21 protein-coding genes and 1 pseudogene are annotated in these 22525 nt (G+C 71.6%); 9 read left to right on the forward strand and 13 right to left on the reverse strand.

All coding sequences use genetic code 11. From position 1 onward, the window contains the following. Nucleotides 1-43: 43 nt before the first annotated feature. The 6 genes and pseudogenes from ACQPXB_RS13925 to ACQPXB_RS13950 form a co-directional block, all read right to left on the reverse strand. Nucleotides 44-244, reverse strand: a complete 201-nt coding sequence (locus ACQPXB_RS13925; protein ID WP_432851995.1) for a hypothetical protein — start codon at nt 242-244, stop codon at nt 44-46. A gap of 185 nt (nt 245-429) precedes the next feature. After that, nucleotides 430-1053 (reverse strand): annotated as a pseudogene (locus tag ACQPXB_RS13930) (ABC transporter substrate-binding protein); the annotation flags it as partial. 42 nt (nt 1054-1095) lie between these two features. Further along, the gene (locus tag ACQPXB_RS13935; RefSeq protein ID WP_432851996.1) at nt 1096-1521 is read right to left on the reverse strand and encodes a hypothetical protein; all 426 of its coding nucleotides are present in this window, start codon (nt 1519-1521) and stop codon (nt 1096-1098) included. Between the two features lie 126 nt (nt 1522-1647). Then, nucleotides 1648-3195, reverse strand: a complete 1548-nt coding sequence (locus ACQPXB_RS13940) for a GMC family oxidoreductase (RefSeq protein WP_366588038.1) — start codon at nt 3193-3195, stop codon at nt 1648-1650. Beyond that, nucleotides 3192-4745 carry an APC family permease gene (locus ACQPXB_RS13945; protein WP_432851997.1) on the reverse strand — a complete coding sequence of 518 codons (1554 nt, stop codon included), beginning with the start codon at nt 4743-4745 and terminating at the stop codon, nt 3192-3194. The genes ACQPXB_RS13940 and ACQPXB_RS13945 overlap by 4 nt, the downstream gene beginning before the upstream one ends. Before the next feature lie 68 nt (nt 4746-4813). Continuing rightward, on the reverse strand, nt 4814-6283 hold the full coding sequence (locus ACQPXB_RS13950) for an aldehyde dehydrogenase family protein (RefSeq protein WP_432851998.1): 1470 nt from the start codon (nt 6281-6283) through the stop codon (nt 4814-4816). A gap of 209 nt (nt 6284-6492) precedes the next feature. Between ACQPXB_RS13950 and dxs the strand changes: the two genes are divergently transcribed. Beyond that, a complete protein-coding gene (dxs, locus tag ACQPXB_RS13955) occupies nt 6493-8412 on the forward strand; it encodes a 1-deoxy-D-xylulose-5-phosphate synthase (RefSeq protein WP_432851999.1) in 1920 nt (639 codons plus the stop codon). Between the two features lie 58 nt (nt 8413-8470). Here the strand turns inward: dxs and ACQPXB_RS13960 are convergent, their stop codons facing one another. The 5 genes from ACQPXB_RS13960 to ACQPXB_RS13980 form a co-directional block, all read right to left on the reverse strand. Next, complete coding sequence (locus tag ACQPXB_RS13960; RefSeq protein WP_432852001.1) at nt 8471-8644, reverse strand: aldehyde dehydrogenase family protein; 174 nt, start codon at nt 8642-8644, stop codon at nt 8471-8473. A gap of 69 nt (nt 8645-8713) precedes the next feature. After that, nucleotides 8714-8902: a hypothetical protein gene (locus ACQPXB_RS13965; protein WP_432852003.1), complete on the reverse strand. Its 189-nt coding sequence runs from the start codon at nt 8900-8902 to the stop codon at nt 8714-8716. Then, complete coding sequence (locus tag ACQPXB_RS13970) at nt 8899-10536, reverse strand: thiamine pyrophosphate-binding protein (protein WP_432852005.1); 1638 nt, start codon at nt 10534-10536, stop codon at nt 8899-8901. Before ACQPXB_RS13970 ends, ACQPXB_RS13965 begins: the two co-directional genes overlap by 4 nt. Further along, nucleotides 10533-11477, reverse strand: a complete 945-nt coding sequence (speB, locus tag ACQPXB_RS13975; protein WP_432856609.1) for an agmatinase — start codon at nt 11475-11477, stop codon at nt 10533-10535. Before speB ends, ACQPXB_RS13970 begins: the two co-directional genes overlap by 4 nt. 37 nt (nt 11478-11514) lie before the next feature. Next, nucleotides 11515-12966 (reverse strand): sodium:solute symporter, encoded by a 1452-nt coding sequence (locus ACQPXB_RS13980; protein ID WP_366588049.1) that lies wholly within the window; start codon nt 12964-12966, stop codon nt 11515-11517. A gap of 140 nt (nt 12967-13106) precedes the next feature. Between ACQPXB_RS13980 and ACQPXB_RS13985 the strand changes: the two genes are divergently transcribed. The 8 genes from ACQPXB_RS13985 (at nt 13107) to ACQPXB_RS14020 (ending at nt 19111) form a co-directional block, all read left to right on the forward strand. Then, a complete protein-coding gene (locus ACQPXB_RS13985; RefSeq protein WP_432852007.1) occupies nt 13107-14555 on the forward strand; it encodes a PucR family transcriptional regulator in 1449 nt (482 codons plus the stop codon). Nucleotides 14556-14630: 75 nt separating this feature from the next. Next, a complete protein-coding gene (locus tag ACQPXB_RS13990) occupies nt 14631-15305 on the forward strand; it encodes a response regulator transcription factor (protein ID WP_220238356.1) in 675 nt (224 codons plus the stop codon). Continuing rightward, a complete protein-coding gene (locus ACQPXB_RS13995; RefSeq protein ID WP_432852010.1) occupies nt 15305-16450 on the forward strand; it encodes a sensor histidine kinase in 1146 nt (381 codons plus the stop codon). The genes ACQPXB_RS13990 and ACQPXB_RS13995 overlap by 1 nt, the downstream gene beginning before the upstream one ends. A gap of 30 nt (nt 16451-16480) precedes the next feature. Continuing rightward, nucleotides 16481-16993, forward strand: coding sequence for a hypothetical protein (locus ACQPXB_RS14000; protein WP_366588056.1), 513 nt, complete (start codon nt 16481-16483; stop codon nt 16991-16993). Between the two features lie 7 nt (nt 16994-17000). Next, nucleotides 17001-17528, forward strand: coding sequence for a permease-like cell division protein FtsX (locus tag ACQPXB_RS14005; protein WP_432852012.1), 528 nt, complete (start codon nt 17001-17003; stop codon nt 17526-17528). 29 nt (nt 17529-17557) lie between these two features. Then, entirely contained in the window at nt 17558-18052 is a 495-nt protein-coding gene (locus ACQPXB_RS14010) for a hypothetical protein (RefSeq protein WP_366588061.1), read from the forward strand. Between the two features lie 56 nt (nt 18053-18108). Next, nucleotides 18109-18618 (forward strand): permease-like cell division protein FtsX, encoded by a 510-nt coding sequence (locus ACQPXB_RS14015; protein ID WP_386956260.1) that lies wholly within the window; start codon nt 18109-18111, stop codon nt 18616-18618. 34 nt (nt 18619-18652) lie between these two features. Next, the gene (locus tag ACQPXB_RS14020) at nt 18653-19111 is read left to right on the forward strand and encodes a hypothetical protein (RefSeq protein ID WP_432852015.1); all 459 of its coding nucleotides are present in this window, start codon (nt 18653-18655) and stop codon (nt 19109-19111) included. A 55-nt stretch (nt 19112-19166) separates the two neighbouring features. Here the strand turns inward: ACQPXB_RS14020 and ACQPXB_RS14025 are convergent, their stop codons facing one another. Then, complete coding sequence (locus ACQPXB_RS14025; RefSeq protein WP_432852017.1) at nt 19167-21278, reverse strand: 3-hydroxyacyl-CoA dehydrogenase NAD-binding domain-containing protein; 2112 nt, start codon at nt 21276-21278, stop codon at nt 19167-19169. Further along, on the reverse strand, nt 21279-22469 hold the full coding sequence (locus tag ACQPXB_RS14030) for a thiolase family protein (protein WP_366588139.1): 1191 nt from the start codon (nt 22467-22469) through the stop codon (nt 21279-21281). Nucleotides 22470-22525: the final 56 nt, after the last annotated feature.

Genomic DNA, 22525 nt, shown 5'->3' on the forward strand with positions numbered 1-22525 from the left:
CCAGAAGCCGGCGCGATCTCGCGCTGTGGTGGAGTTGGCGGGCTCAGGCTTTGATCGCGCCGGAGATCTTGGGCACGACCTGTTGCAGGCCGTAGGGCACGCTGAGTGCCGAGGGGAACGCCAGGGCGATCGCCGTCGTGATGTCGAGGGCGACGTACGAGCCGCGGCGCACGGCGGGGAGTTGCTGGAACAGTGGCAGCGCCTCGGTTTGCGCGCGGCTGCCGGGTGTCGTGTAGGTGAGCACGAGGACGTCGGCGTCGATGAGGTCCAGGCGTTCCGGACTGATCTGCGAGCGGCCGGGATGGAGGTCTGGGGCAGCGACGTCACCTTCGGCGACAGCACGAGCCCCAGCTGCGCGAAGAACAGGGCGGACGCGTCCTGCGCGCTGCTGATCGTGGTGATCGTGCCGTCGCCGGTGACCGGGCCGATGGTGAACGTGCGGCCCGCGAAGCTCGGGTTGGCGTCCTTCGCGGCCTTGATCTGGGCCTCGACGTCGGTCACGAGCTTCTCGGCTTCGGGCGAGCGGCCCAGTGCCGTGGCGACGCGACGGGTGGTGACCTGCCAGGTGTCCTTGTTGTAGCCGGACGCGGACGACAGCGTCGGGGCGATCGCGCTGAGCGTCTTGTAGTCCTGGGCCAACGTGGACCGGTCGGTGCCGAGGATCAGGTCGGGCTTGAGTGCGGCGATGCGCTCGAACGGCAGCTGCGTGTCGGCGAACAGCTCCGGCGAGTGGGTGCCCGCCTTCGCCTTGAGCCACGGCGACATCCCGCCGGGCAGGAACTTGCCCAGATCCGGCGTGATGAGCGGGACGACACCGAGCGCGACGGCCGCGTCGGAGTCGCGGTACTGGCCCACCGACACCACGCGCTGCGGCGGCCGGGGGATCGTCGTGGTGCCCTCGACACCCTTCACGTCGACCGGGAAGCCGGGCGCGGCCGGACCGCTCGCGGCGGGCGTCTCCCCGGAGCTCGAACAAGCCGCCAGGGCCAGCCCCGCGGACACCCCCACCGCGGCTTTGAGCGCACCACGCCGTCCCACAAGGCCAGAAGTCATGCGGGCGATATTAGGTAAGCATTACCTACTTTGGCGACGGCGTCAGCGTCTCTTCGTGGCGAAACCCGCTACGAGCCCCGTCACGGTCAGCAGCACGCCGACGCCCAGGATCAGCCACGCGCCCAGCGCCGGACCGATGCGCGCGGCCGGGAGCTGATCGACGTAGGCCGGCAGCGTCCGCACGAGGTAGCGCACGGCGATACCGACGATGACGAGCCCCGGCAGCGTCGCGAACGCCAACGGCTCGTCGCTGTGCCGCCGCAGCGTGATCCAGGCGAGCGCGAACGCCGCCGCCAAAGCGACCGCGCAGACGAGCCGCAGCGCCACGCTCAGTTCGGGGCTGGGCACGTCGCCGGGCACCCGGTCGGACAGGAAGTGCGCCGTCGGCAGCACGAGGGCCACGCCGCCCGCCACCGCCCCGGCGGCCACCAGCACCGCCCGCGTCCCGCGCAGCGACCGACCGCTCACGACACCTCCACCAGGCCCGGGAACCCGAGTGTACGGGCGCCGTGACCGGTTCCACTGCGTCCGGACGGACGCTTGTGGACGGTGCCCGCTCACCGGAAACCCGGCCGGCGTGGTGATCCTCGCCGCTCAGCCGCGGTCTTGCTTGATCAGGTCCGCGCACTTCTCGCCGATGGCCATCGTGGTGATGCACGGGTTCACCGTCACCAGGAACGGCATCACCGACGCGTCCGCCACCCGCAGGCCCTCGACGCCGCGCACGCGCAGGCGGGCGTCGAGCACGGCGTCCGGGTCGCCGTCCGGGCCCATCCGGGCGGTGCACGCGGGGTGGTAGACGGTGTTGTGGGTCTTGCGCAGGTAGTCGGCGATCTCGTCGTCGCTCACGCAGTCGCGGCCCGGTGAGAGCTCGACGCCGGCCCACTCGTCCAGCGCCGGCTGCGCGGCGATCTCGCGGGCCAGCTTCACGCCGTGGGTCATCACGCGCAGGTCGTGCTCGTCGGTGAAGTAACGCGGGTCCACGCGGGGCTTGTCGCGGAAGTCGCGCGTGCGCAGGCGGACGGTGCCGCGTGAACGGCTGCGCGTGACGTTCGGCGTGAGGCAGAAGCCGTTCTCCGTGGTCGGGTAGCCGTGGCGCAGCGTGTTCATGTCGAAGGGCACCGAGCCGTAGTGGAACATCAGGTCCGGCCGGTCCAGACCTTCCTCGGTGGTCGTGAAGATGCCGATCTCCCACCACTGCGTGGACTCGGTGACCATCGGCTGCAGCGCGTCCCACTGCACCAGGCCCTCGGGGTGGTCCTCCAGGTTCGAGCCGACGCCGGGGGAGTCCACGAGCACGTCCACGCCCACCTCGCGCAGGTGCCCGGCGGGCCCGATGCCCGAGAGCATCAGCAGCTTCGGCGTGTCGATCGCGCCGGAGCTCACGATCACCTCGCGCCGCGCGGTCACGGTCGTGTGGTGGATCAGGTCGGGGTGCTGCAGCTCGACGCCGGTGCAGCGGCGGCCGTCGAACAGCAGCCGCTTGGCCCGCGCGCCGGTGCGCACCTCCAGGTTCTCGCGCTTGTCCAGGATCGGGTGCAGGTACGACACCGAGGCCGAGGACCGCACGCCGTCCTCGCGCGCGTTGATCTGGAACCAGTTCGCGCCGTGGGTCACCGTCTTGCCGGAGTTGAACTCCGTGGTCGGGATGCCCGCCTGCGCGCACGCGGCCAGCATCGCGACACCCGCGGGGTCGCGCGGCGGCACGGACCGGATCGTGACGGGCCCGGAGCGGCCGTGGTGCTCGCCGGGGCCGTCGTTGGTCTCGAGCCGTTGGTACAGCGGGAAGATGTCCGCGGCCGACCAGCCCGGCAGGCCGAGCGACGCCCACTCGTCGAGGTCTTCGGCCGGTGCCCAGAACGCGATGCACGAGTTGTGCGAAGAACACCCGCCGAGCACTCGCGCGCGGGCCTGACGAAGGAACGAGTTGCCGGCTTCCTGCGGCTCCACCGGGTAGTCCCAGTCGTAGCCGGATTCCAGCAGTGCCATCCAGTTCGTCAGCTCGAGCACGGCGGCGTCGTCCACATCGGACGGTCCGGCCTCCAGCAGGCAGACGGTGACGTCCGGGTCCTCCGAAAGTCTCGCCGCCACCACCGAACCCGCCGTGCCGCCGCCGACCACCACGTAGTCGAACTCGTTCACCTGGACTCCTCCTTCTGAGACGACGGCACGGAAGCGTGGCCGGCGAGCACCCCGATGCGGTGGCGTTGCACGAACCAGTAGTAGGCGAACCCGCCGGCCGCGAAGACGCCGACGAAGAGCACCGAGCTCCAGCGCAGGTACCAGTGGAACGGCGGGGACGCGTTGTAGATCTCCGTGCGCGGCCAGGCGAGGTTCACCGTCATCCCGATACCCCACAGCACCGCGAGCACGTTCACCGGCAGGCCCCAGCGCCCGAGCGAGAACCGGCCCGGCGGGCAGTCCTTGCGCGGCCAGCCGCCGCGCAGGCGCTTGATCAGCATCGGGACCGTCACGAGCAGGTAGGCCAGGTAGATCAGGATGATCGCCAGGCTCGTGACCGCCGAGAAGATCTGCGCCGAGTTGATGTTCACCAGCAGCAGCGCGATCGCGATCACGCCGATCACGATCGCGGGCAGCACCGGCGTGCCGGTCTTCTTGCTCACGCGCGCCAGGCGAGAGCCACCGGGCAGCGCGTTGTCGCGCGCCATGGCGAACGCGATGCGGATCGCCGCCGTGTGCACGGCGAGTACACACACCGTGATCGCGATGAACACCACGAACAGGAAGATCCGCCCGATCGCCGGGCCGAGCGCGTCGGTGAGCACGAACTGCAGGCCGACCGTGCCGAGCTCGGGCGCGTGGATGTCGCCGACCGCCATGAGCGCGAACAGGATGATCAGCCCGCCGAGCAGGAACGACGCCACCAGCGCCCGCATGATGGCCTTCGGGGCGTTGCGGTGCGGGTCCACCGACTCCTCGCCGAGCGAGGCCGCCGTGTCGAACCCGTACATCACGTAGGACGACGCGATGGCCGCGATGAGGAACGCGCCGAGGTAGCCGCCCGCGTGTCCGGCGCCCGTGCCGTTCGTCTCCGTGACCACGCCGGGGCCGCGCACGAAGTGGAACGCCAGGAACACCACCAGCAGCACCGCGAACAGCAGCTCGATGAACACGCCGGCGCTGTTGATGCGGGCCATCAGCTTCACGCCGAACGCGTTGACCAGCGTGGTGAACACGATCAGGCAGGTGGCCAGCAGCACGCCGTTGGCCGCGTCGCTGGAGCCCGAGCCGTCGCCGATGAACTGGAAGAACGACGTGATCTGCGGCAGCGTCCGCTGGTAGGCCAGCGCCGTCGCCGAGATGGACACGATCGAGGCCAGCAGCATCATCCAGCCCGCCAGCCACGCCACGTGCCCGTTGCCGAGCTTTTTCGCCCAGTTGTAGACCGACCCGGCCACCGGGTACTGCGCGGCCAGCTCCGCGAAGCTCAGCGCCACCATGAGCTGCCCGGCGAACACCATCGGCCACGACCACCAGTACGCCGGGCCGCCCTGGGAAATCCCCAGGTAGGAGAGCTGGAACACGCCCGTGAGCACCGAGATGTAGCTGATGCCGGCGGCGAAGGTGTGGAAGCTGCCCAGCGTTCTCTTGAGCTGGTTGGTGTAGCCGAACTCGCCGAGTTCCTGATCGCTGGTGTCCGTGTTGCCACGGCCGCCGGTGTCGGTGCTCACGGGCGCTGGTCCTTTCGGTGGTTCTCGATCGGACTAGGGCTTGAAGGCGCTTTTTCAGCGCACGACTGTCAGCCGGCGAACCACTTCTGCGGGCCGGGACGCAGGTTCTGGTAGATGTGCTTGGCCTCCGTGTACTCGGCCAGGCCCGTCGGGCCCAGCTCGCGGCCGAAGCCGGACTGCTTGTAGCCGCCCCACTCGGCCTGCGGCAGGTACGGGTGGTAGTCGTTGATCCAGACCGTGCCGTGGCGCAGGCGGTTGGCCACGCGCTGCGCCTTCGCGGCGTCGTTGGTGAACACGCCGCCGGCCAGCCCGTAGTGGGTGTCGTTCGCGATGCGCACGGCGTCGTCCTCGTCGGTGAAGGTCTCGACCGTGAGCACCGGTCCGAACGACTCCTCGACCACGGCGTGGCTGCCTTGTGCGACGTTGTCGAGGATCGTCGGCAGGTAGTAGAAACCGTTCCGCAGCTCGGGGTCGTCGGGCCGCTTGCCGCCGGTGCGCAGCACGGCGCCCTCGGCCAGGGCCGTGGCGACGTAGCGCTCGATCTTTTCACGGTGGGCGGCCGAGATCAGCGGGCCGGTCTCGGCGTGCTCGTCGAACGGCCCGCCGAGGCGGATCCGCTCGGCGCGGCGCACCAGCTCGTCGACGAACTCGTCGTGCCACTCGCGCTGCACGATGAGCCGCGCGCCCGCGGAGCAGACCTGGCCGGAGTGCAGGAAGACGGCCGTGAGCGCGTAGTCCACGGCGGTCTCGAAGTCGGCGTCGGAGAACACCACGTTGGGGTTCTTGCCGCCGAGCTCCAGGGCCACCTTTTTCACCGTCGCGGCGGCGTTGGCGGCGATCACGCGGCCGGTGGCCAGACCACCGGTGAACGAGACCAGGTCCACGTCCGGGTGCTCCGAAAGCGGCGCGCCGGCTTCCGGGCCCGCGCCGAGCACCAGGTTGGCGACGCCGCCGGGCAGGCCGGCCTCGGTGAGCAGCTTCATGAGCAGGATCGACGTGTGCGGCGTCAGCTCGCTGGGCTTGAGCACGAACGTGTTGCCCGCGGCCAGCGCGGGCGCGACCTTCCAGATGGTCTGGAGCAGCGGGTAGTTCCACGGCGTGATGAGCCCGCACACGCCCACCGGTTCGTGCACGATCCGGCTGAACGCGTCGGCGCTGCCGGTGTCGACCACGCGGCCCGCGTCGTTGGCCGCGAGCTTGCCGAAGTAGCGCAGGCAGGCGGCGATGTCGGCCATGTCGTAGCGGCTCTCGACCAGGCGTTTGCCGGTGTCGAGCGACTCGGCGCGGGCGAAGGTCTCGGCGTCGCGGTCGAGCAGGTCGGCCGTGCGCAGCAGCAGGTCACCGCGTTGGGCGGCAGGTGTCGAGGGCCACGGGCCGGTGTCGAACGCGCGCCGGGCGGCGGCGATGGCGGCCTCGGTGTCCTCGCGCGTGGCCTCGGCCACCTCGGCGACGAGCGAGCCGTCGGCGGGGCACCGGATTTCGCGCCGGCCACCCGCCTTCGCGTCCACCCATTCGCCGCCGATGTACAAGTCCGCCATGAGGTCCTCTCGATCTTGGTCCGGTTCGGATTATCGGGGCCACTCGCGGTAGCCGCGACTTGGCCGAAGACTCCATGTTCACACCCGACCGTGGAGTTGCGCGGGGCCCCGGCGTGTGATCCGGGACGCGGGCGGCGCGGCGGTGGTGGCGCGGATCCGTAGACTGGCCCGAACTGGCGGGAGCGAAGGGAACCAGGCGAGGTGGAGCTGTGACGATGCTGGACTCCGTGCACGGACCGGCGGACCTGAAGCGCATGAGCGTCGAGGACCTCGACGAGCTGGCCGCCGAGATCAGGGATTTCCTCGTCGAGAAGGTGCGGAGGTCCGGGGGTCACCTCGGTCCGAACCTGGGTGTCGTGGAGCTCACGCTCGCGCTGCACCGGGTGTTCGACTCGCCACGCGACGCGATCGTGTGGGACGTCGGTCACCAGGCGTACGTGCACAAGATCGTGACGGGCCGGCACACCGAGTTCGACAAGCTGCGCCAGCTCGGCGGGCCGACCGGGTACCCGTCGCGCGCCGAGAGCGAGCACGACCTGGTGGAGAACAGCCACGCGTCCACCGCGCTGTCCTATGTGGACGGCCTGGCGAAGGCGTTCGAGCTGTCCGGCGGCGCCCCGCGCCACGCCGTGGCGGTGGTCGGCGACGGCGCGCTGACCGGCGGCATGTGCTGGGAGGCGCTCAACAACATCGCGGCGAACCGGGACCGCCCGGTCGTGATCGTGATCAACGACAACGGCCGTTCCTACTCGCCGACCATCGGCGGGCTCGCCGACCACCTCGCGGCGCTGCGGCTGCAGCCCGGCTACGAGCGCCTGCTCGACGGCGGGCGCGAGATCCTGCGCAACACCCCCGTGGTGGGCAAGCCGATCTACGCCGCGTTGCACGCAGCGAAGGCCGGCATCAAGGACGCGCTGAGCCCGCAGGTGATGTTCTCCGACCTGGGCCTGAAGTACCTCGGCCCGGTCGACGGCCACGACCTGGTGGCGCTGGAGAAGGCGTTGCAGAGCGCCCGCGCGTTCGGCGGCGCCGTGATCGTGCACGTCGTCACCGAGAAGGGCCACGGCTACGCGCCCGCGGTGAACCACCAGGCCGACCAGATGCACCAGACCGACCCGATCGACCCGGAGACCGGCCTGCCGCCGGTGAAGGGCCCCAGCTGGACCGGCGTGTTCGGCGACGAGCTGGCGAAGATCGGCGCCGAGCGCGAGGACGTGGTGGCGATCACCGCGGCGATGCTGCGGTCCACCGGCCTGGAGAAGTTCTCCGAGAAGTTCCCGGACCGCTGGTTCGACGTCGGCATCGCCGAGCAGCACGCCGTGACGTCGGCGGCGGGCCTGGCGATGGGCGGCTTCCACCCGGTGGTGGCGGTCTACTCCACGTTCCTCAACCGCGCGTTCGACCAGGTCCTGATGGACGTCGCCCTGCACCGCCAGCCGGTGACGTTCGTGCTCGACCGCGCCGGCATCACCGGCCCCGACGGCCCCAGCCACCACGGCATGTGGGACCTGTCGCTGCTCGGCATGGTGCCCGGCATGCGCGTGGCCGCGCCCCGCGACCCGGGCACGCTGCGCGAGGAGCTGCGCGAGGCCGTGGCCATCTCCGACGGTCCCACCGCCCTGCGCTTCTCGAAGGGCACCGTCGGCGCCGACCTGCCCGCCGTCGAACGCCTCGGCACGGTCGACGTGCTGCGCCGCCCGCGCGAGTCCTGCACCCTGGACGTGCTGCTGGTCGCCGTCGGCTCGTTCGGCAAGCTGGGCCTCGCGGCCGCCGACCGCCTGGCCGACCAGGGCATCGGCGTCACGGTCGTCGACCCGCGCTGGGTCGTCCCCGTCCCGGCCGAACTGGTTGCCCTCGCGGACCAGCACAAGCTCGTGGTGACCGTCGAAGACAGCGGCCGCCACGGCGGCTTCGGCTCCGCCCTGGCCGCAGTCCTCCGCGACGCCGACTGCGACGTCCCGCTGCGCGACCTGGCCGTCCCGCAGACCTTCCACGAACACGGCTCGCGCGACGAGGTCCTGGACCGCGTCGGACTCACCGCGCAGGACGTGGCGCGCCGGATCACGGAGTGGGCGTCGGGCCGGTTGGGCGTGGCGCAGGATGTACCGGCGGAGAATCCGCGGGGCTGAGTTTCTCGTTTTCACCACGGCGGGTCTCTTCGTGAGGAGGCCCGCCGTTTTGTTGTCGTCATGACCAACGGTTCGCCTCCCGGTCGCGCGAAACCCAAGCCGCCCGGGCGACGTCGCGCGTCCACACCGAGGACGCGAGCCCGTACGGCACGCCGTTGGCCGGCTCCACGGCCTGCTCTTCGGAATCGAACGCCTGCACGGTGATCACCGGCGCGAGCACCTCCTCCTGCACCAGTGAGCTGCGCGCGGCTGTCGAGCGGGCCGTAGTCCACCCCGGACACCCGCGCGGCGGCCACCTTGGTCAGCCCGGCGACGAACTCGTCGTGCATGTCCGCGTAAACCAGCACCCGGATGCCATCGCTTTGTCGACTTCGGACTGTCCGGAGAGGACGCTCTTGCCGAGCGCCTCCCCGGTGGCCGGGTCGGTGAGGGTGAGCGTGTCTTGGGCAGCACCAAAAGCGCCGTCGGCGAAGTTCAGGACGTGGGTCACCGCTTCTCCAGGTGGGTCGGGGCGAACATCTTCAGCACGGCCGGCAGCACGACCACCGACGGTCCCGGCGTGCGCAGGGCCTTCGCCACGTCCGCGCCCACCGAGCCGAGCGTGGACCGCACGGCCGGAACCCCGAACGACTCCGCCAGCGCCACGAAGTCGGGCCGCGCCAGTTCGGTCGCGGTGGTCTCGCCGAACGCGCCGGTGAGGTACTCGCGCAGGATGCCGTAGCCGCCGTCGTCGATCACGAGCCATGTGACGTCGAGACCGTGCTGTTTGGCGGTGGCCAGCTCGGCCAGGCCGTACATCGCGCCGCCGTCGCCGGAGACGGCCAGCGTGGGGATGCCGGTCGCGGCCGCGCCGAGCGCGCCGGGCAGCCCGTAACCGAGGCCGCCCGCACCCTGCGCGGTGTGGATCGGCGCGCCGTCCGGCTGCCACGCCGACCACGCCCAGTAGGCGGCGATCGTCATGTCCCAGAACGTCTGCGCACCCGCCGGCACCGCCGCGCGGAGATCGTCGACGAGTTTGCGTTCCGTGGCCAGGTCCTGACTGTCCAATCGCGACTCGACGCGCGCGAGCAAGTCGGTCACGGCGGCTTCGGCGCGCCCGTCCGCGGTCCGCGCCGGAAGGTCCAGCGCCCCCAGGAACAGCCGCACGTCGGCGTGGAGGCCCAGCGCGGGATAGTTCGACTCCAGCTTCCCGAGGTCGGCCTCCACCTGGATCACGCGCCCGCGCGGCGCGAACTCGCGGTAGTTGCTCGACAGCTCGCCGAGCCCCGACCCGAGCACCAGCAGCACGTCCGCGCCGGCCAGGAACTCGGTGGTGTGCCAGTCCTCCAGCCACGAGCGCGCGGACAGCTCGTGATCCCACGGGAACACGCCCTTGCCGCCGAACGTCGACACCACCGGCGCCCGCAGCGCTTCGGCCACCGCAAGAAGCTCCGCCTGCGCACCCGACCGCAGCGCTCCGCCGCCGGCGAGAATCACGGGGTTCTCCGCCGCGGCCAGCAGCTTCGACGCTTCCGCCGCCAGCTCCGGCAACGGTTCCAGCAGCACCGGCGTCGCGGTCACGTCGCGCAGGGGCGGCAAGGAGGCCGGCGCAAGCAGCACGTCCTGCGGGATCTCCACCCACACCGGCCCGTACGGCGCGGTCGCCGCCGACGTCCACGCTTCCCGCAGCGCCGTCGGGATCTGGCTGACGCTCCGGACCACGTGCACCGACTTCACGACGTAGCGGAAGCTCGCCTGCTGGTCGGGCAGCTCGTGCAGGTAGCCGTGCCGCCCGCCGCCGAGCCCGGCGGCGGGGATCTGGCTGGAGATCCCGAGCACCGGCACCGACGCGGCCCGCGACTCCTGCAGCGAAGCCAGCGTCAGCAGCGCACCCGGGCCCGTCGACACGATCATCGGCGCGACCGGCACCGGGCCTCCCGAAACGGCCGCCAGCCGGGCGCGCGCGAACCCGTCGGCGGCGAACGCGAGGTTGTTCTCCACCCGCGAGCTCACCACGCGCACGTCGTCCGCGCGCCGCAGCGCCTCGAACAGCCCCAGCGCGTGCTGGCCCGGCAGCCCGAACACCGTGTCCGCGCCGAGGGCGCGCAGCGTCTCGACGACGACGTCGCCCCCGATGCGCGTCATTCGCTCTTCCCCAGCGCCAGCAGGCTCACGAGGTCGTAGGCCACGTGCGAGGCGGCGATGGCCGTGATCTCGGCGTGGTCGTAGGCCGGGGCCAGCTCGACGACGTCGGCGCCCACCAGGTGCAGGTCGCGCAGCCCGCGCAGGATCTCCAGCAGCTCGCGGCTCGTCATCCCGCCCGCCTCGGGCGTGCCGGTGCCGGGCGCGTGCGCGGGGTCGAGCACGTCGATGTCCACCGAGACGTACAGCGGCCGGTCGCCGATCCGCTGGCGCAGCGCGTCGACGGTCTCGTCGATGCCCCGGCGCAGCACGTCGCCGGAGGTGACGATGCCGAAGCCGAGCCGGCGATCCTCCTCCAGGTCGCGCTTGCCGTACAGCGGTCCGCGCGTGCCGACGTGCGAAAGCGCTGCGGTGTCGAGGATTCCTTCCTCGACGGCGCGGCGGAACGGCGTGCCGTGCGTGTAGGGCTCGCCGAAGTAGGTGTCCCACGTGTCGAGGTGCGCATCGAAGTGCAGCAGCGCGACGGGGCCGTGCTTCTTCGCCGTGGCGCGCAGCAGCGGCAACGCGATGGTGTGGTCGCCGCCGACCGTCACCAGCCTCGTGCCGCCGGCCATGAGCGCTTCGGCGTCCTGCTGCACCTTCTCGATGGCTTCGCCGATGTGGAACGGGTTCGCCGCGATGTCCCCCGCGTCCACGACCTGCCGCTCGGCGAACGGCGACACGTCCAGCGCCGGGTGGTACGGCCGCAGCAGCCGGCTCGCCTCGCGCACGGCGGCGGGGCCGAAGCGCGCGCCCGGCCGGTAGGACACGCCGGAGTCGAACGGGACGCCGACCACGGCGACGTCGGCGTGGTCCACCTCGTCGATCCGCGGCAGCCGCGCGAAGGTCGCGAAGCCGGCGAAGCGCGGGACGCGCGACGAGTCGAGCGGGCCGATCGGGGGCAGGTCACTCACTGCGGTGTGCTCCTCGTGGTTGGGGTGTTCAGGCCTGCGCGGCGGCCGGGGTCTCCGGCACCGCTTTCTCTTCCTCTGCCGCGGACCCGTTCAGGCGCCGCGTCCACACGGAAAGGATGCTTTCGGGGGTGCGCGGCGTCGCGAGGCTCACCGCGACGTACACGATCAGGCTCGCGCCGAGGCCCCAGTAGATCGGGCTGTTGGCCGCGACGCCGTCGATGATCATGAACGCGACCACGAACACCGTGCCGGCCACCATCGACGCGTAGGCGCCCTGACGCGTGCCGCGCTTCCAGAACAACGCGCCGAGGATCGTCACCAGCAGCCCGCCGACCAGGATGTCGTAGGCGATGGTGAGCGCGTTGACGACGTCGTCCACGACCATCGCGATGCCGATGGCGACGACGCCCAGGACCAGCGTGGTCACGCGGTTGCGCAGCACCTCGCCGCCCTTGAGGCCGATCTTGCGCAGCAGGTCCGACGTCGTGGTGGTGGCGCACGCGATCAGCGCGCCGCTGGAGGTCGACATGAGCGCCGACAGCGCGGCGGCCAGCACCAGCCCGCGCACCCCGGTGGGCAGCAGGCGTTCGGCGATCGTGGCGAACGCGTCCTGCGCGCTGCCGAGGTCGGGGTAGAGCACCTTCGCGGCCGTGCCGATGAGCGCGCCGGCCACGCCGTAGACGAGGCAGTAGACACCGGAAATGATGCCGCCGCCGGTCGCGACGCGCGGGGTGCGGGCGGTGAACACGCGCTGCCAGATGTCCTGCCCGATGAGCAGGCCGAAGGTGTAGATCAGGAAGTACGTGAGGATCGTTTCGCCGCCGATCGAGGTGAACTCGAAGTAGGTGGCGTCGAGCTTCTCGGCCATCCCGCCGAAGCCGCCGGCGGACACGAGCGCGATCGGCAGCAGCACGAACAGGATGCCGATCGTCTTGATCACGAACTGCGCGATGTCGGTGAGCGTGATCGACCACATGCCGCCCAGCACCGAGTAGAGCACCACGATCGAGCCGCCGATCGCGATGCCGGCCCAGCTCGGGATCGAGAACAGGACCTTGAAGATCGACGCGAACGCCAGCGTCGAGGTCACGGTGAGCATGAGCGTGTAGCCCCACATGACGACCCCGGACACGGCGCTGGTGCGGCCGCCGTAGCGCAGGTCCAGCATCTCGCCGACGGTGTACACGCGCAGCTTCACCAGCCGCCGCGCGAACACCGCGTGCAGCACGAGGATGCCGACGCCGATGGTGACCACGAGCCACGCGCCCGAGACGCCGTAGGTGTAGCCGAGCTTCACGCCGCCGACGGTCGACGCGCCGCCGAGCACGACGGCCGACATCGTGCCGGAGTACATGAACCAGCCCAACCGCCGGCCCGCCACGAGGTAGTCGGACTTGGTCTTCGCCAGGCGCAGGCCGATCCAGCCCACTCCGATCATGCCCGCGATGTACAGCGCGATCACCGCATAGTCGCCGCCCACGGGGTCCTCCTCGGTTCTCTGCGGGGTTGTTCGGGCCACCGTAGGTTCGTGCGCCACCACTGCGGCATGGGACGATCCGTCCAGGAACCATCGAAAGCCGGGATGGAATGACCCAGAACCTCGAGCACGAGTCTGCGGAAGTGAATGTTCCGTTACGGACGGTCGTCGGCAACTCAGAACTCGCGCTCGACGTCGTGCGGGAGACGCTGCGGCCGGGCGCGCTCGACGCGCCCGTGCGCTGGGCCCACGTGAGCGAGCTCGACGATCCCGCGCCCTACCTGCTCGGCGCCGAGCTGGTGCTCACCGCCGGGGTCAACCTGCCGCGCGAACCGGAGCACTACGTCCGCCGCCTGCGCGACGCCGGCGTGACCGCGCTGGGCTTCGGCCTCACCCCGACGGTGTCGGAGACCCTGCCCGAGCCGCTGCGCGACGCGTGCGTGCGCCACGGATTGCCGCTCCTGGTCGTGCCGCCGCGCACGCCGTTCCTCGCGATCAGCCGGGCCGTCGCCGTCGCGCTCGCCGAGGCGGGGCAACGCGAACAGCGCCGGACGGCGGCCGCGCGGGAGGCCCTCACGCGCGCCGCGGGCGACGGCATGGGCGCGCTCGTGACGGCGCTGGCCGAGCGGCTGCGGGGCTGGGTGGCGCTCGTCGGGCCCGCCGACGCGCTCGTGGCCGGGCACGACGCGCCGCAGCCGTTGCCGCCGGAAGTCGCCGACCTGCTCACGACGGTGCGTGCGGGCACCGGCATCCGCAGCGCGACCACCGAACTGCCGGACGGGACGTACGTGGTGGCGCAGCCGGTGTACCCGCAGGCGACGGCGGCGCACCTGCTCGTGCTCGGGCGTCGCCGCCGGTTCGACGGCGGGGACCGCGCGATCCTCGCCGTCGGCGCGGCTTTGCTCGGGCTCGTCGGCCGCGCCGGCTCCGACACGGCGGAGCTCGGCGCGGCGGCCACCGGTCTGCTGCTGGGCCAGGGTGGCGCGGGCGTGCTGACGACGTTGCTGGGCACGGCGGAGGGCCGGCTCGTGGCCGGGGTCGCGCACCGCCGGGGCCCGGACGAGGTCGCCGTGCGCCACGACTGGCTGCGCGCGCGGCTCGACACCCCGCTCGTGCAGGTGCTGCCCGGCCCGCGGTTCCTCGCGGTGGTGGGTGCGCCGCCGGAGCTCGACGGGCTGCGCGAACACGGCTGGCTCGCGGTGGCCGGCTCGCCCGTGACCGCGGACGGGCTGCCGGGCGCGCTCGCGGAGGCGGAGCTGCTGCTGGCCCGCGCCCAGGCCCTCGGACGACCGGTGATGGCCGCGGACCCGCTGGGTTTCGACGCGCTCGTCGCGCCCGGTGCCGCGGCGGAGTTCGCCGAGCGGGTGCTGGCGCCGTTGCGGGAGCTGGACCGCGCGCACGACCGGGAGCTGGTGCCGACGCTGCGGACCTGGCTCGCGCACCACGGCGGCTGGGACCGCACGGCCGCCGAGCTCGGGGTGCACCGCAACAGCGTGCGGCACCGGATCGGGCAGGCCGAACGGGCGCTGGGCGTGGATCTTTCGGACCCCGAGACGCGGATGCGGCTGTGGTTCGCGCTGCGCTGGTCGTGAGCTGCGCGTGAGGTGGCCCGGAGTGTCCATTCAGGTCTCTCAGGTGCTCTCAGGAAACTGTGGGATTGTGGTCTGGTGCGTGTTCTGGTAGTCGAAGACGAAGAGCCCTTGGCCGACGCGATCGCCCGCGGCCTGCGCCGCGAGGGCATGGCGGTGGACGTCGCGTTGACCGGTGACGACGGGCACGAGAAGTCGTCCGTCACCCGGTACGACGTGGTGCTGCTCGACCGCGACCTGCCCGGGATGTCGGGCGATGAGCTGTGCCGCGAGATCGTCGCGTCGGGCGAGCTCACGCGGGTGCTCATGCTCACCGCGAGCAGTTCCGTCTCCGACCGGGTCGACGGGCTGTCGCTCGGTGCGGACGACTACCTCGCGAAGCCCTTCGCGTTCCCCGAGCTGGTCGCCCGCGTGCGTGCCCTCGGCCGCCGCGCGACGCCGGCCGCGCCGCCGCTGCTCACGGCGGGCGACGTGGAGCTGGACCCGGCGAAGCGCATCGTGCGCCGCGCGAGCGGGCCGATCGACCTGACGCGCAAGGAGTTCGGCGTGCTCGAGGTCCTGCTGTCGGCCTCGGGTTCGGTGGTCAGCAGCGAGGAGCTGCTGGAGCGCGTGTGGGACGAGAACGCCGACCCGTTCACCACGACGGTGCGGGTGACCGTGATGACCTTGCGCAAGAAGCTGGGTGAACCGGGGATCATCGAGACCGTGGTGGGCTCGGGCTACCGGGTGCCGGTCGCGGAGGCCGGCGCGTAGTGAACCTGCCCGGCACACGCAGCCTGCGGGCCCGGGTCACGATCCTCGCGACCGTGCTGGTGGCCGCGGCCGGGCTGCTCCTGCTGTGGCTGGCGTGGTCGCTCGTGGGCGACGCGGTGGACGCCGTGCCGCACATGCCGCCCGGCACGATCGTGCGCGTGGACGGGGTCGACGTCGACGCGTCCACGCTCGCGCAGCACCTGCGGACCCACGCGGTGAACCGGGTGCTGATCTTCGGCTCACTGGCGTTCTGCTTCGTCGTGGCCGCGGCGGCGATCCTCGCGTGGACCTTCACCTCGCGGGTGCTGCTGCCGCTGCGCGAGATCACCGGCACCGCGCGGCGGCTCTCGGTGGAGTCGATGGGCGAGCGCATCGGCGAGGTCCGCTCGCGCGACGAGCTGGCCGAGCTGGCCCAGACCTTCGACGACATGCTCGACCGCCTGCAGGCCGCGTTCGACGCGCAGCGCCACTTCGTCGCCAACGCGAGCCACGAGCTGCGCACGCCCCTTTCGGTCATCCGCACCGAGCTCGACGTCACGCTGTCCGACGAGGAAGCCGACGAGGCCGAGCTGCGCCGCATGGGCGGTGTGGTCCGCGACGCGACGGAACGCGCGGGCCAGCTCGTGAACTCCCTGCTGCTCCTGGCCCGCACCGACGGCGCCGGCCTGGTGCTGCGCGAGCCGGTGGACCTGGCGGTGCTCGTCGGGCGCGCGTGGGCGGCTGTGCGCGCGGAGGCTTCGGCGCGGGGCCTGCGGGCCGAGTTCGCCACCGACGCCGCGCCTGCGTTCGGCGACCCCGCGCTGCTCGAACGCATCGCCGGCAACCTCGTCGAGAACGCCGTGCGCCACAACGTCGACGGCGGCTGGGTCGAGGTCACCACGACTCCGGGCCCCCAGTGGTCCACGCTGCGCGTGCGCTCGTCGGGCGGCCTGCTCGACCCGGCGGCGGTGCCGGAGCTGTTCGAGCCCTTCCGCCGCGCCGGCGTCGCCCGCACCGCCCGCTCGGGAGCGGGCCTGGGGTTGTCGATCGTGCGCGCCGCGGTCCAGGCCCACGGCGGTGCCATCTCCGCGGAACCGGTGGTGGGCGGCGGGTTGACCGTCACGGTTCATCTGCCGGCCGGACCGCACGGCGTCCCCACCCGGTAACGTTCGCGCCCCGCCGGATGATGATCGTGCGTGGGGATGCGAATGTGGCGCTGGCTCGCGCCGGTCCTGGTGGTCGCGCTCGGTGTGGGCGCCGGATTGGCCTTCGTGGTCGGGACGGCCGTGCGGCCGGCCCCGCTGCCGGTCGACCGCACGCCGGTGCCGCTGGCCGCGCACCAGCCGTGCCGGGACGTGCAGGCGTACTTCGACACCGACGAGCAGATGCGGCGCGCCGCCGCCACGTTCCACGACGACCCCGACGCGCGGCTCGTCTTCGTCGAGACCAAACACGAGTCCTTCCTTTCGCTGCGCGACGGCTTCAAGGACCACCCGGAGATGCTGAACGGCCTGGGCGGCGAGGAGAGCTCGCCCGCGGTGGTCACCGTCGTACCGCCGCCCACCACCGACCTCGTGGCTTACACCGCCCGGCTGAAGACCCGCTTCCCGGACGCGCAGGAGATCTACTCCATGGACGTCAACGCCTTCAACAAGCTGTTCGGCAAACCCCGCGACGGCCGGACGTGCCCGCGTGCGGGCGAGTACTGAGCGCGTGATGGGGATTCGCTTGTGGCGCTGGCTCGCCCCGGTGCTGCTCGTCGCGCTGAGCGCGCGGGCCGGGCCGGCGTTGCTCGCCGGGGCTGCGGTGCGGCCGGCCCCGCTGCCGGTCGACCGGACACCCGTGCCGCTGGCCGGGCACAAGCCGTGCGCGGCCGTGCAGGTGTTCTTCGACGCCGGGGTCGGGCGCGATCTCGATGGCGAAATGCGCCGGGTGGCCGCGGCGCTCGCTGACGACCCGAAGGCGCGGCGGGTGTACACCCAGACCCAGGCTGAGGCGTGGGTGCAGTTCAAGGAGCTCTTCGGGGACGACCCGAACCTCGTCGCACAGGCGAAGCCGACGGACATGCCGGCGGTGATCACCGTGATCCCGGTTCCGCGCACCGACTTGAGCGCCTATGCCGCCGAACTGAAACAGCGGTTCCCGAGCGCAGCCGACGCAAAACCGTTCGACGTCGACTCGTTCGCGAAAACCCTGCCCGGGGACAACCGCGGGCCCGCCTGCCCTCCGGCCGGCGAACGCTGACCCCGGTATCCGGGGCGAAAGGAACGACCGTGGGGATTCGCTTGTGGCGCTGGCTCGCGCCGGTTCTGGTGGTCGCGCTCGGGGTGGGCGCCGGGGCCGCCTTCCTGGTCGCCGGGTCGGTGCGGGCTGTGGCGTCGTCGGCGGCTCGGACGCCGGCGCCGTCGGCCGGGCACCAGCCGTGTGTGGTTGTGCAGGTCTTCTTCCGTGACGACGATTCGATGCGCCGCGCCGCCGCCGCGCTGGGTGAGGACCCGCGGGCTCGTCGGGTCTTCCTCGACACCCAGGCGATGACCTGGATGGAGTTCAAGAAGATCTACAAGCAGGACCCGGCGAAAATCGCCGCCGCGAGTGAAAGCGCCATGCCGGCGACGGTGGGCGTGCTTCCGGTTCCGGGTGTCGACCTCACCGCGTACGGCGCCGAGTTGAAGCAGCGGTTCCCGGACGGGCAGAAGGTCCAGCAGCTCGACCTCGAGGCCGTCTGGAAGAAGTACCACTCAGGGCTCCAGGGCTTCGTCTGCGCTTAGCCGCACCGCGAACGCTGACCGGGACCACTCCCGGCTCGGTGTGTGATGATCTTTTCATGGGGATTCGCATCTGGCGCTGGCTCGTCCCGGTGCTGGTCGTCGCACTGGGCGCAGGGGTCGGGCTGGCGTTTGTCGTCGGCGCGGCCGTGCGGCCGGATCCGTTGCCGGTGGATCGCACGCCGGTGCCGCTGGCCGGGCACCGGCCGTGCGCGGCCGTGGACGTGTACTTCGACGACGACCAGGCGATGCGGTTCGCGGCCGACCAGCTGCGCGACGACCCGAAGGCCCGGCGCGTGTACACCGAGACGAAGGCCGAAGCCTGGGTGCGCTTCAAGGAGATCTTCAAGGACGAGCCCGACCTGCTGGCGACCACGGATCCGAGCGCCATCCCCGGCTCGGTGACCGTGATCCCGCTTCCGGGCACGGACTTGAAGGCGTATGCGGCCGAGCTCGGGCGGCGGTTCCCGAACGCGCGGCGGGCCGAGGACTTCGACGTCAACGCCGTGCGCGAGAAGCTCCCCCAGGACAAGCGCGGTCCGGTCTGCCCGCGCGCGGGGGAGTTCTGATCAGGTGAGGCGAATGTGGCGCTGGCTCGCCCCCGTGCTCGTGCTCGCCCTGGGTGCGGGTGTCGGCTTGGCCTTCGTCGTCGGCGGCGCCGTGCACTCCGACGCCGTGCGCCGGCATCAGGCCGCGCCGTCGGGTGAACGCGGGGGCTGCACCGCCGTGCAACTCGCCTTCGACAAGGATGACGAGATGCAGCTCGCGGCACGGGCGCTTCAGGACGACCCCGACGTGGCCGAGGTGTTCACCGAGACCCGGGCCCAGACTTACGCCCGGCTCAAGGAAGTTTTCAAGGACGACCCGGACCTGCGGCAGGCGATGGGCCCGGAAGACGTGCCGCCGATGATCACCGCATTCGGGCGACCGGGCACCGACGCGACCGCACTGGCCGCGAAACTGCGGCAGCGGACCCTGGGCGCGGGAGGCGTGAACCCGCTGACCCAGGACCAGGTGCGAGAGTACTTTCCGCCCGGCACCCGCACCCCGTCCTGCCCGTAACCCGGAACCCGGAAGCGGGGCGGCCGTCCACAGAGGACAGCCGCCCCCGGAAAACTCAAGCCACCGGAACCGAAGCGACACCCAGCGCCAGGAACGGCTTCCCGTTCACCCGCTCGGAAACCCCCGCGCGGTCCAGGTACGGCGTGATGCCGCCGTTCCAGAACGGCCAGCCCGCGCCCAGCAGCAGGCACAGGTCGATGTCCTGTGCCTCCGCGACCACGCCCTCGTCGAGCATGAGGCGGATCTCCTCGGCGATGGCGTTCAGCGCGCGGTCGCGCACCTGCTCCGCCGTGGACGGGTTGTCGCCCCGGGTCCACAGCGCGTCGACCTCCGGGTCGACGGACGCGTTGCCCGACGAGTCCCAGGTCCACACGCCCTTCTTGCCCGCCTTCACGAACTTGGCGAGGTTCTCGCTCACCGTGAAGCGGTCCGGGAACGAGCCGTGCAGCGTCTCGCCCACGTGCAGCGCGATGGCCGGGCCCACGAGCTGCATCAGGTTCAGCGGCGACATCGGCAGGCCCAGCGGCTCCAGCGCCGAGTCCGCGACCTCGAACGGCGTGCCCTCGTCCACGGACACCAGCACCTCGCCGAGGAAACGCAGCAGCAGCCGGTTGACGACGAACGCCGTGGCGTCCTTCACCAGCACGCTCGACTTCTTCAGCTGCTTGCCGACCGAGAACGCCGTGGCGAGCGTGGCGTCGTCGGTCTTCTCGCCGCGCACGATCTCCAGCAGCGGCAGCACGGCCACCGGGTTGAAGAAGTGGAAACCCACCACGCGCTCGGGGTGCTGCAGCTTCGAGGCCATCGCGCTGATCGACAGCGACGACGTGTTCGTCGCCAGGATCGCCTCGGGCGACACGTGCTGTTCCAGCTCGGCGAACACCGCCTGCTTCACGCCCAGCTCTTCGAACACGGCCTCGATCACGAAGTCGGCGTCGGAGAACGCGGCCTTGTCCAGCGACCCGGTCACCAGCGCCTTGAGCCGGTTGGCGCCGTCGGGGGACACGCGCTTGCGGGCCAGCAGCTTGTCGATCTCGTCGTGGACGTACCCCACGCCCTTGTCGACGCGCTCCTGGTCGACGTCGGTGAGCACCACCGGCACCTTGAGGCGCCGCACGAACAGCAGCGCCAGCTGGCTGGCCATCAGGCCCGCGCCCACGATGCCGACCTTGTTCACCTTGCGCGCCAGCGACTTGTCCGGCGCGCCGGCCGGGCGCTTCGCGCGCTTGTTCACGAGGTTGAACGAGTACAGCCCGGCGCGCAGCACGTCGGACATCAGCAGCTCGGCCAGGCCGTCCGTCTCGGCTGCGTAGCCGCGGTCGAGATCGTTCTCCCGCGCCAGCTCCAGCAGCTCCACGGCCTTGGTCGCGCCCGGCGAAGCGCCGTGCGTGCGACCGTCCACGATGGACTTCGCGCGCGCGATCGCCGCGTCCCAGCCGGCGCCGCGATCGATCTCGCGCCGCGCGGGGGTGACTTCGCCGTTGACGACCTTCGCGAGCCACAGCAGCGACTGTTCGAGGTAGTCGGCCGAGCCGAACACCTCGTCGACGATGCCCAGCTCCGCCGCCTGCTTGACGTTGAGCATCTTGTTCTGCGCCAGCGCGTTCTCGATGATCACCGTGACGGCGGCGTCGGCCCCGACGAGGTTCGGCAGTAGCTGCGTGCCGCCCCAGCCCGGGAACAGGCCGAGGAACACCTCGGGGAACGCGATCGCGGCCGTGTTCTCCGAGAGCGTGCGGTAGTGGCACGACAGCGCGAGTTCCAGCCCGCCGCCCATCACCGCGCCGTTGACGAAGCCGAACGTCGGGATCGTCGATTCGGTGAGCCGGCGGAACACGTCGTGGCCGGTCTGCGCGATCTTGCGCGCCAGCGCCGGGTCGGACACGGCCTCCACACCGGACAGATCCGCGCCGACCGCGAAGATGAACGGTTTGCCGGTGACCGCGATCGCCGTGGGCTCGGCCGCGAACGCCACGTCCAGCGCCGCGTTCAGCGAGACCAGCCCCTGCGGGCCGAATGTGCTCGGCCGGGTGTGGTCGTGGCCGTTGTCGAGCGTGATCAGCGCGACGGGTTTGGCCAGCCCCGGCACCTTCACCAGGCGGGTGACGGCGGTGGTCACGACCTCGTCGGGGAACGCGGCCTTGGCCTCTTCAGCGGTGAAAGTCATTTACTTCGCCCCCTCGAACGCCGGGTTCTCCCAGATCACGGTGCCGCCCATGCCGATCCCGATGCACATGGTGGTCATGCCGTAGCGCACGTCGGGGCGCTCGGCGAACTGGCGCGCCAGCTGCGTCATCAGCCGCACGCCGGACGAGGCCAGCGGGTGGCCGCACGCGATCGCGCCGCCCCACTGGTTCACGCGCGGGTCGTCGTCGGCGATGCCGAAGTGGTCGAGGAAGGCCAGCACCTGCACGGCGAAGGCCTCGTTGATCTCGAACAGGCCGATGTCGTCGATCGACAGGCCGGTGCGCTTGAACAGCTTCTCCGTGGCCGGGATCGGGCCGATGCCCATGACCTCCGGCTCGACGCCGGCGAACGAGTAGCCGACCAGCCGCATCGCGACCGGCAGGCCCAGCTCGCGGGCGGTTTCCTCGTCGGCGAGGATCGACGCGGTGGCGCCGTCGTTGAGGCCCGCCGCGTTGCCCGCGGTGATACGGCCGTGGGGCCGGAACGGCGTCTTCAGCTTCGCCAGCTGCTCCACGGTCGTGCCCGGGCGCGGCGGCTCGTCCTCGGTCGCCAGCCCCCAGCCGAGTTCCTTCGAGCGGATGGCGACGGGCACCAGCTCGGGGCCGATCTTGCCGGTCTTCACGGCCTCGGCGTAGCGCTCCTGGCTGCGCGCGGCGTAGGCGTCGGTGCGCTCCTTGGTGATCTCCGGGAACCGGTCGTGCAGGTTCTCCGCGGTCTGGCCCATGACGAGTGCGGTCGGGTCCACGAGCTTGTCGGCGATGATGCGCGGGTTGGGGTCCACACCCTCGCCCATCGGGTGGCGGCCCATGTGCTCGACGCCGCCGGCGATGGCGATGTCGTACGCGCCGAAGCCGATGCCGCTCGCGACTGTGGTCACGGCCGTCATCGCGCCGGCACACATGCGGTCGATCGCGAAGCCCGGCACGGACTTCGGCAGCCCGGCCAGCAGGGCGGCGGTGCGGCCGATGGTGAGGCCCTGGTCGCCGATCTGGGTCGTCGCGGCGATGGCGACGTCGTCCACCCGCTCGGGCGGCAGCTCGGGGTGCCGCCGCAGCAGCTCACGGATGGCGTTGACGACCAGGTCGTCCGCGCGGGTCCCGGCGTAGATGCCCTTGTCGCCCGCCTTGCCGAAGGGGGTGCGTACCCCTTCGACGAACACGACGTTGCGCACCCCACGCGCGGTCGGCGCAAGGGGCGGCGTTGCTGGTGCGGCCACGAATGCTCCTG

Origin of the sequence: Amycolatopsis sp. CA-161197, assembly GCF_050942255.1 — a bacterium.
In the GTDB taxonomy this organism is placed as follows: Bacteria; Actinomycetota; Actinomycetes; order Mycobacteriales; family Pseudonocardiaceae; genus Amycolatopsis.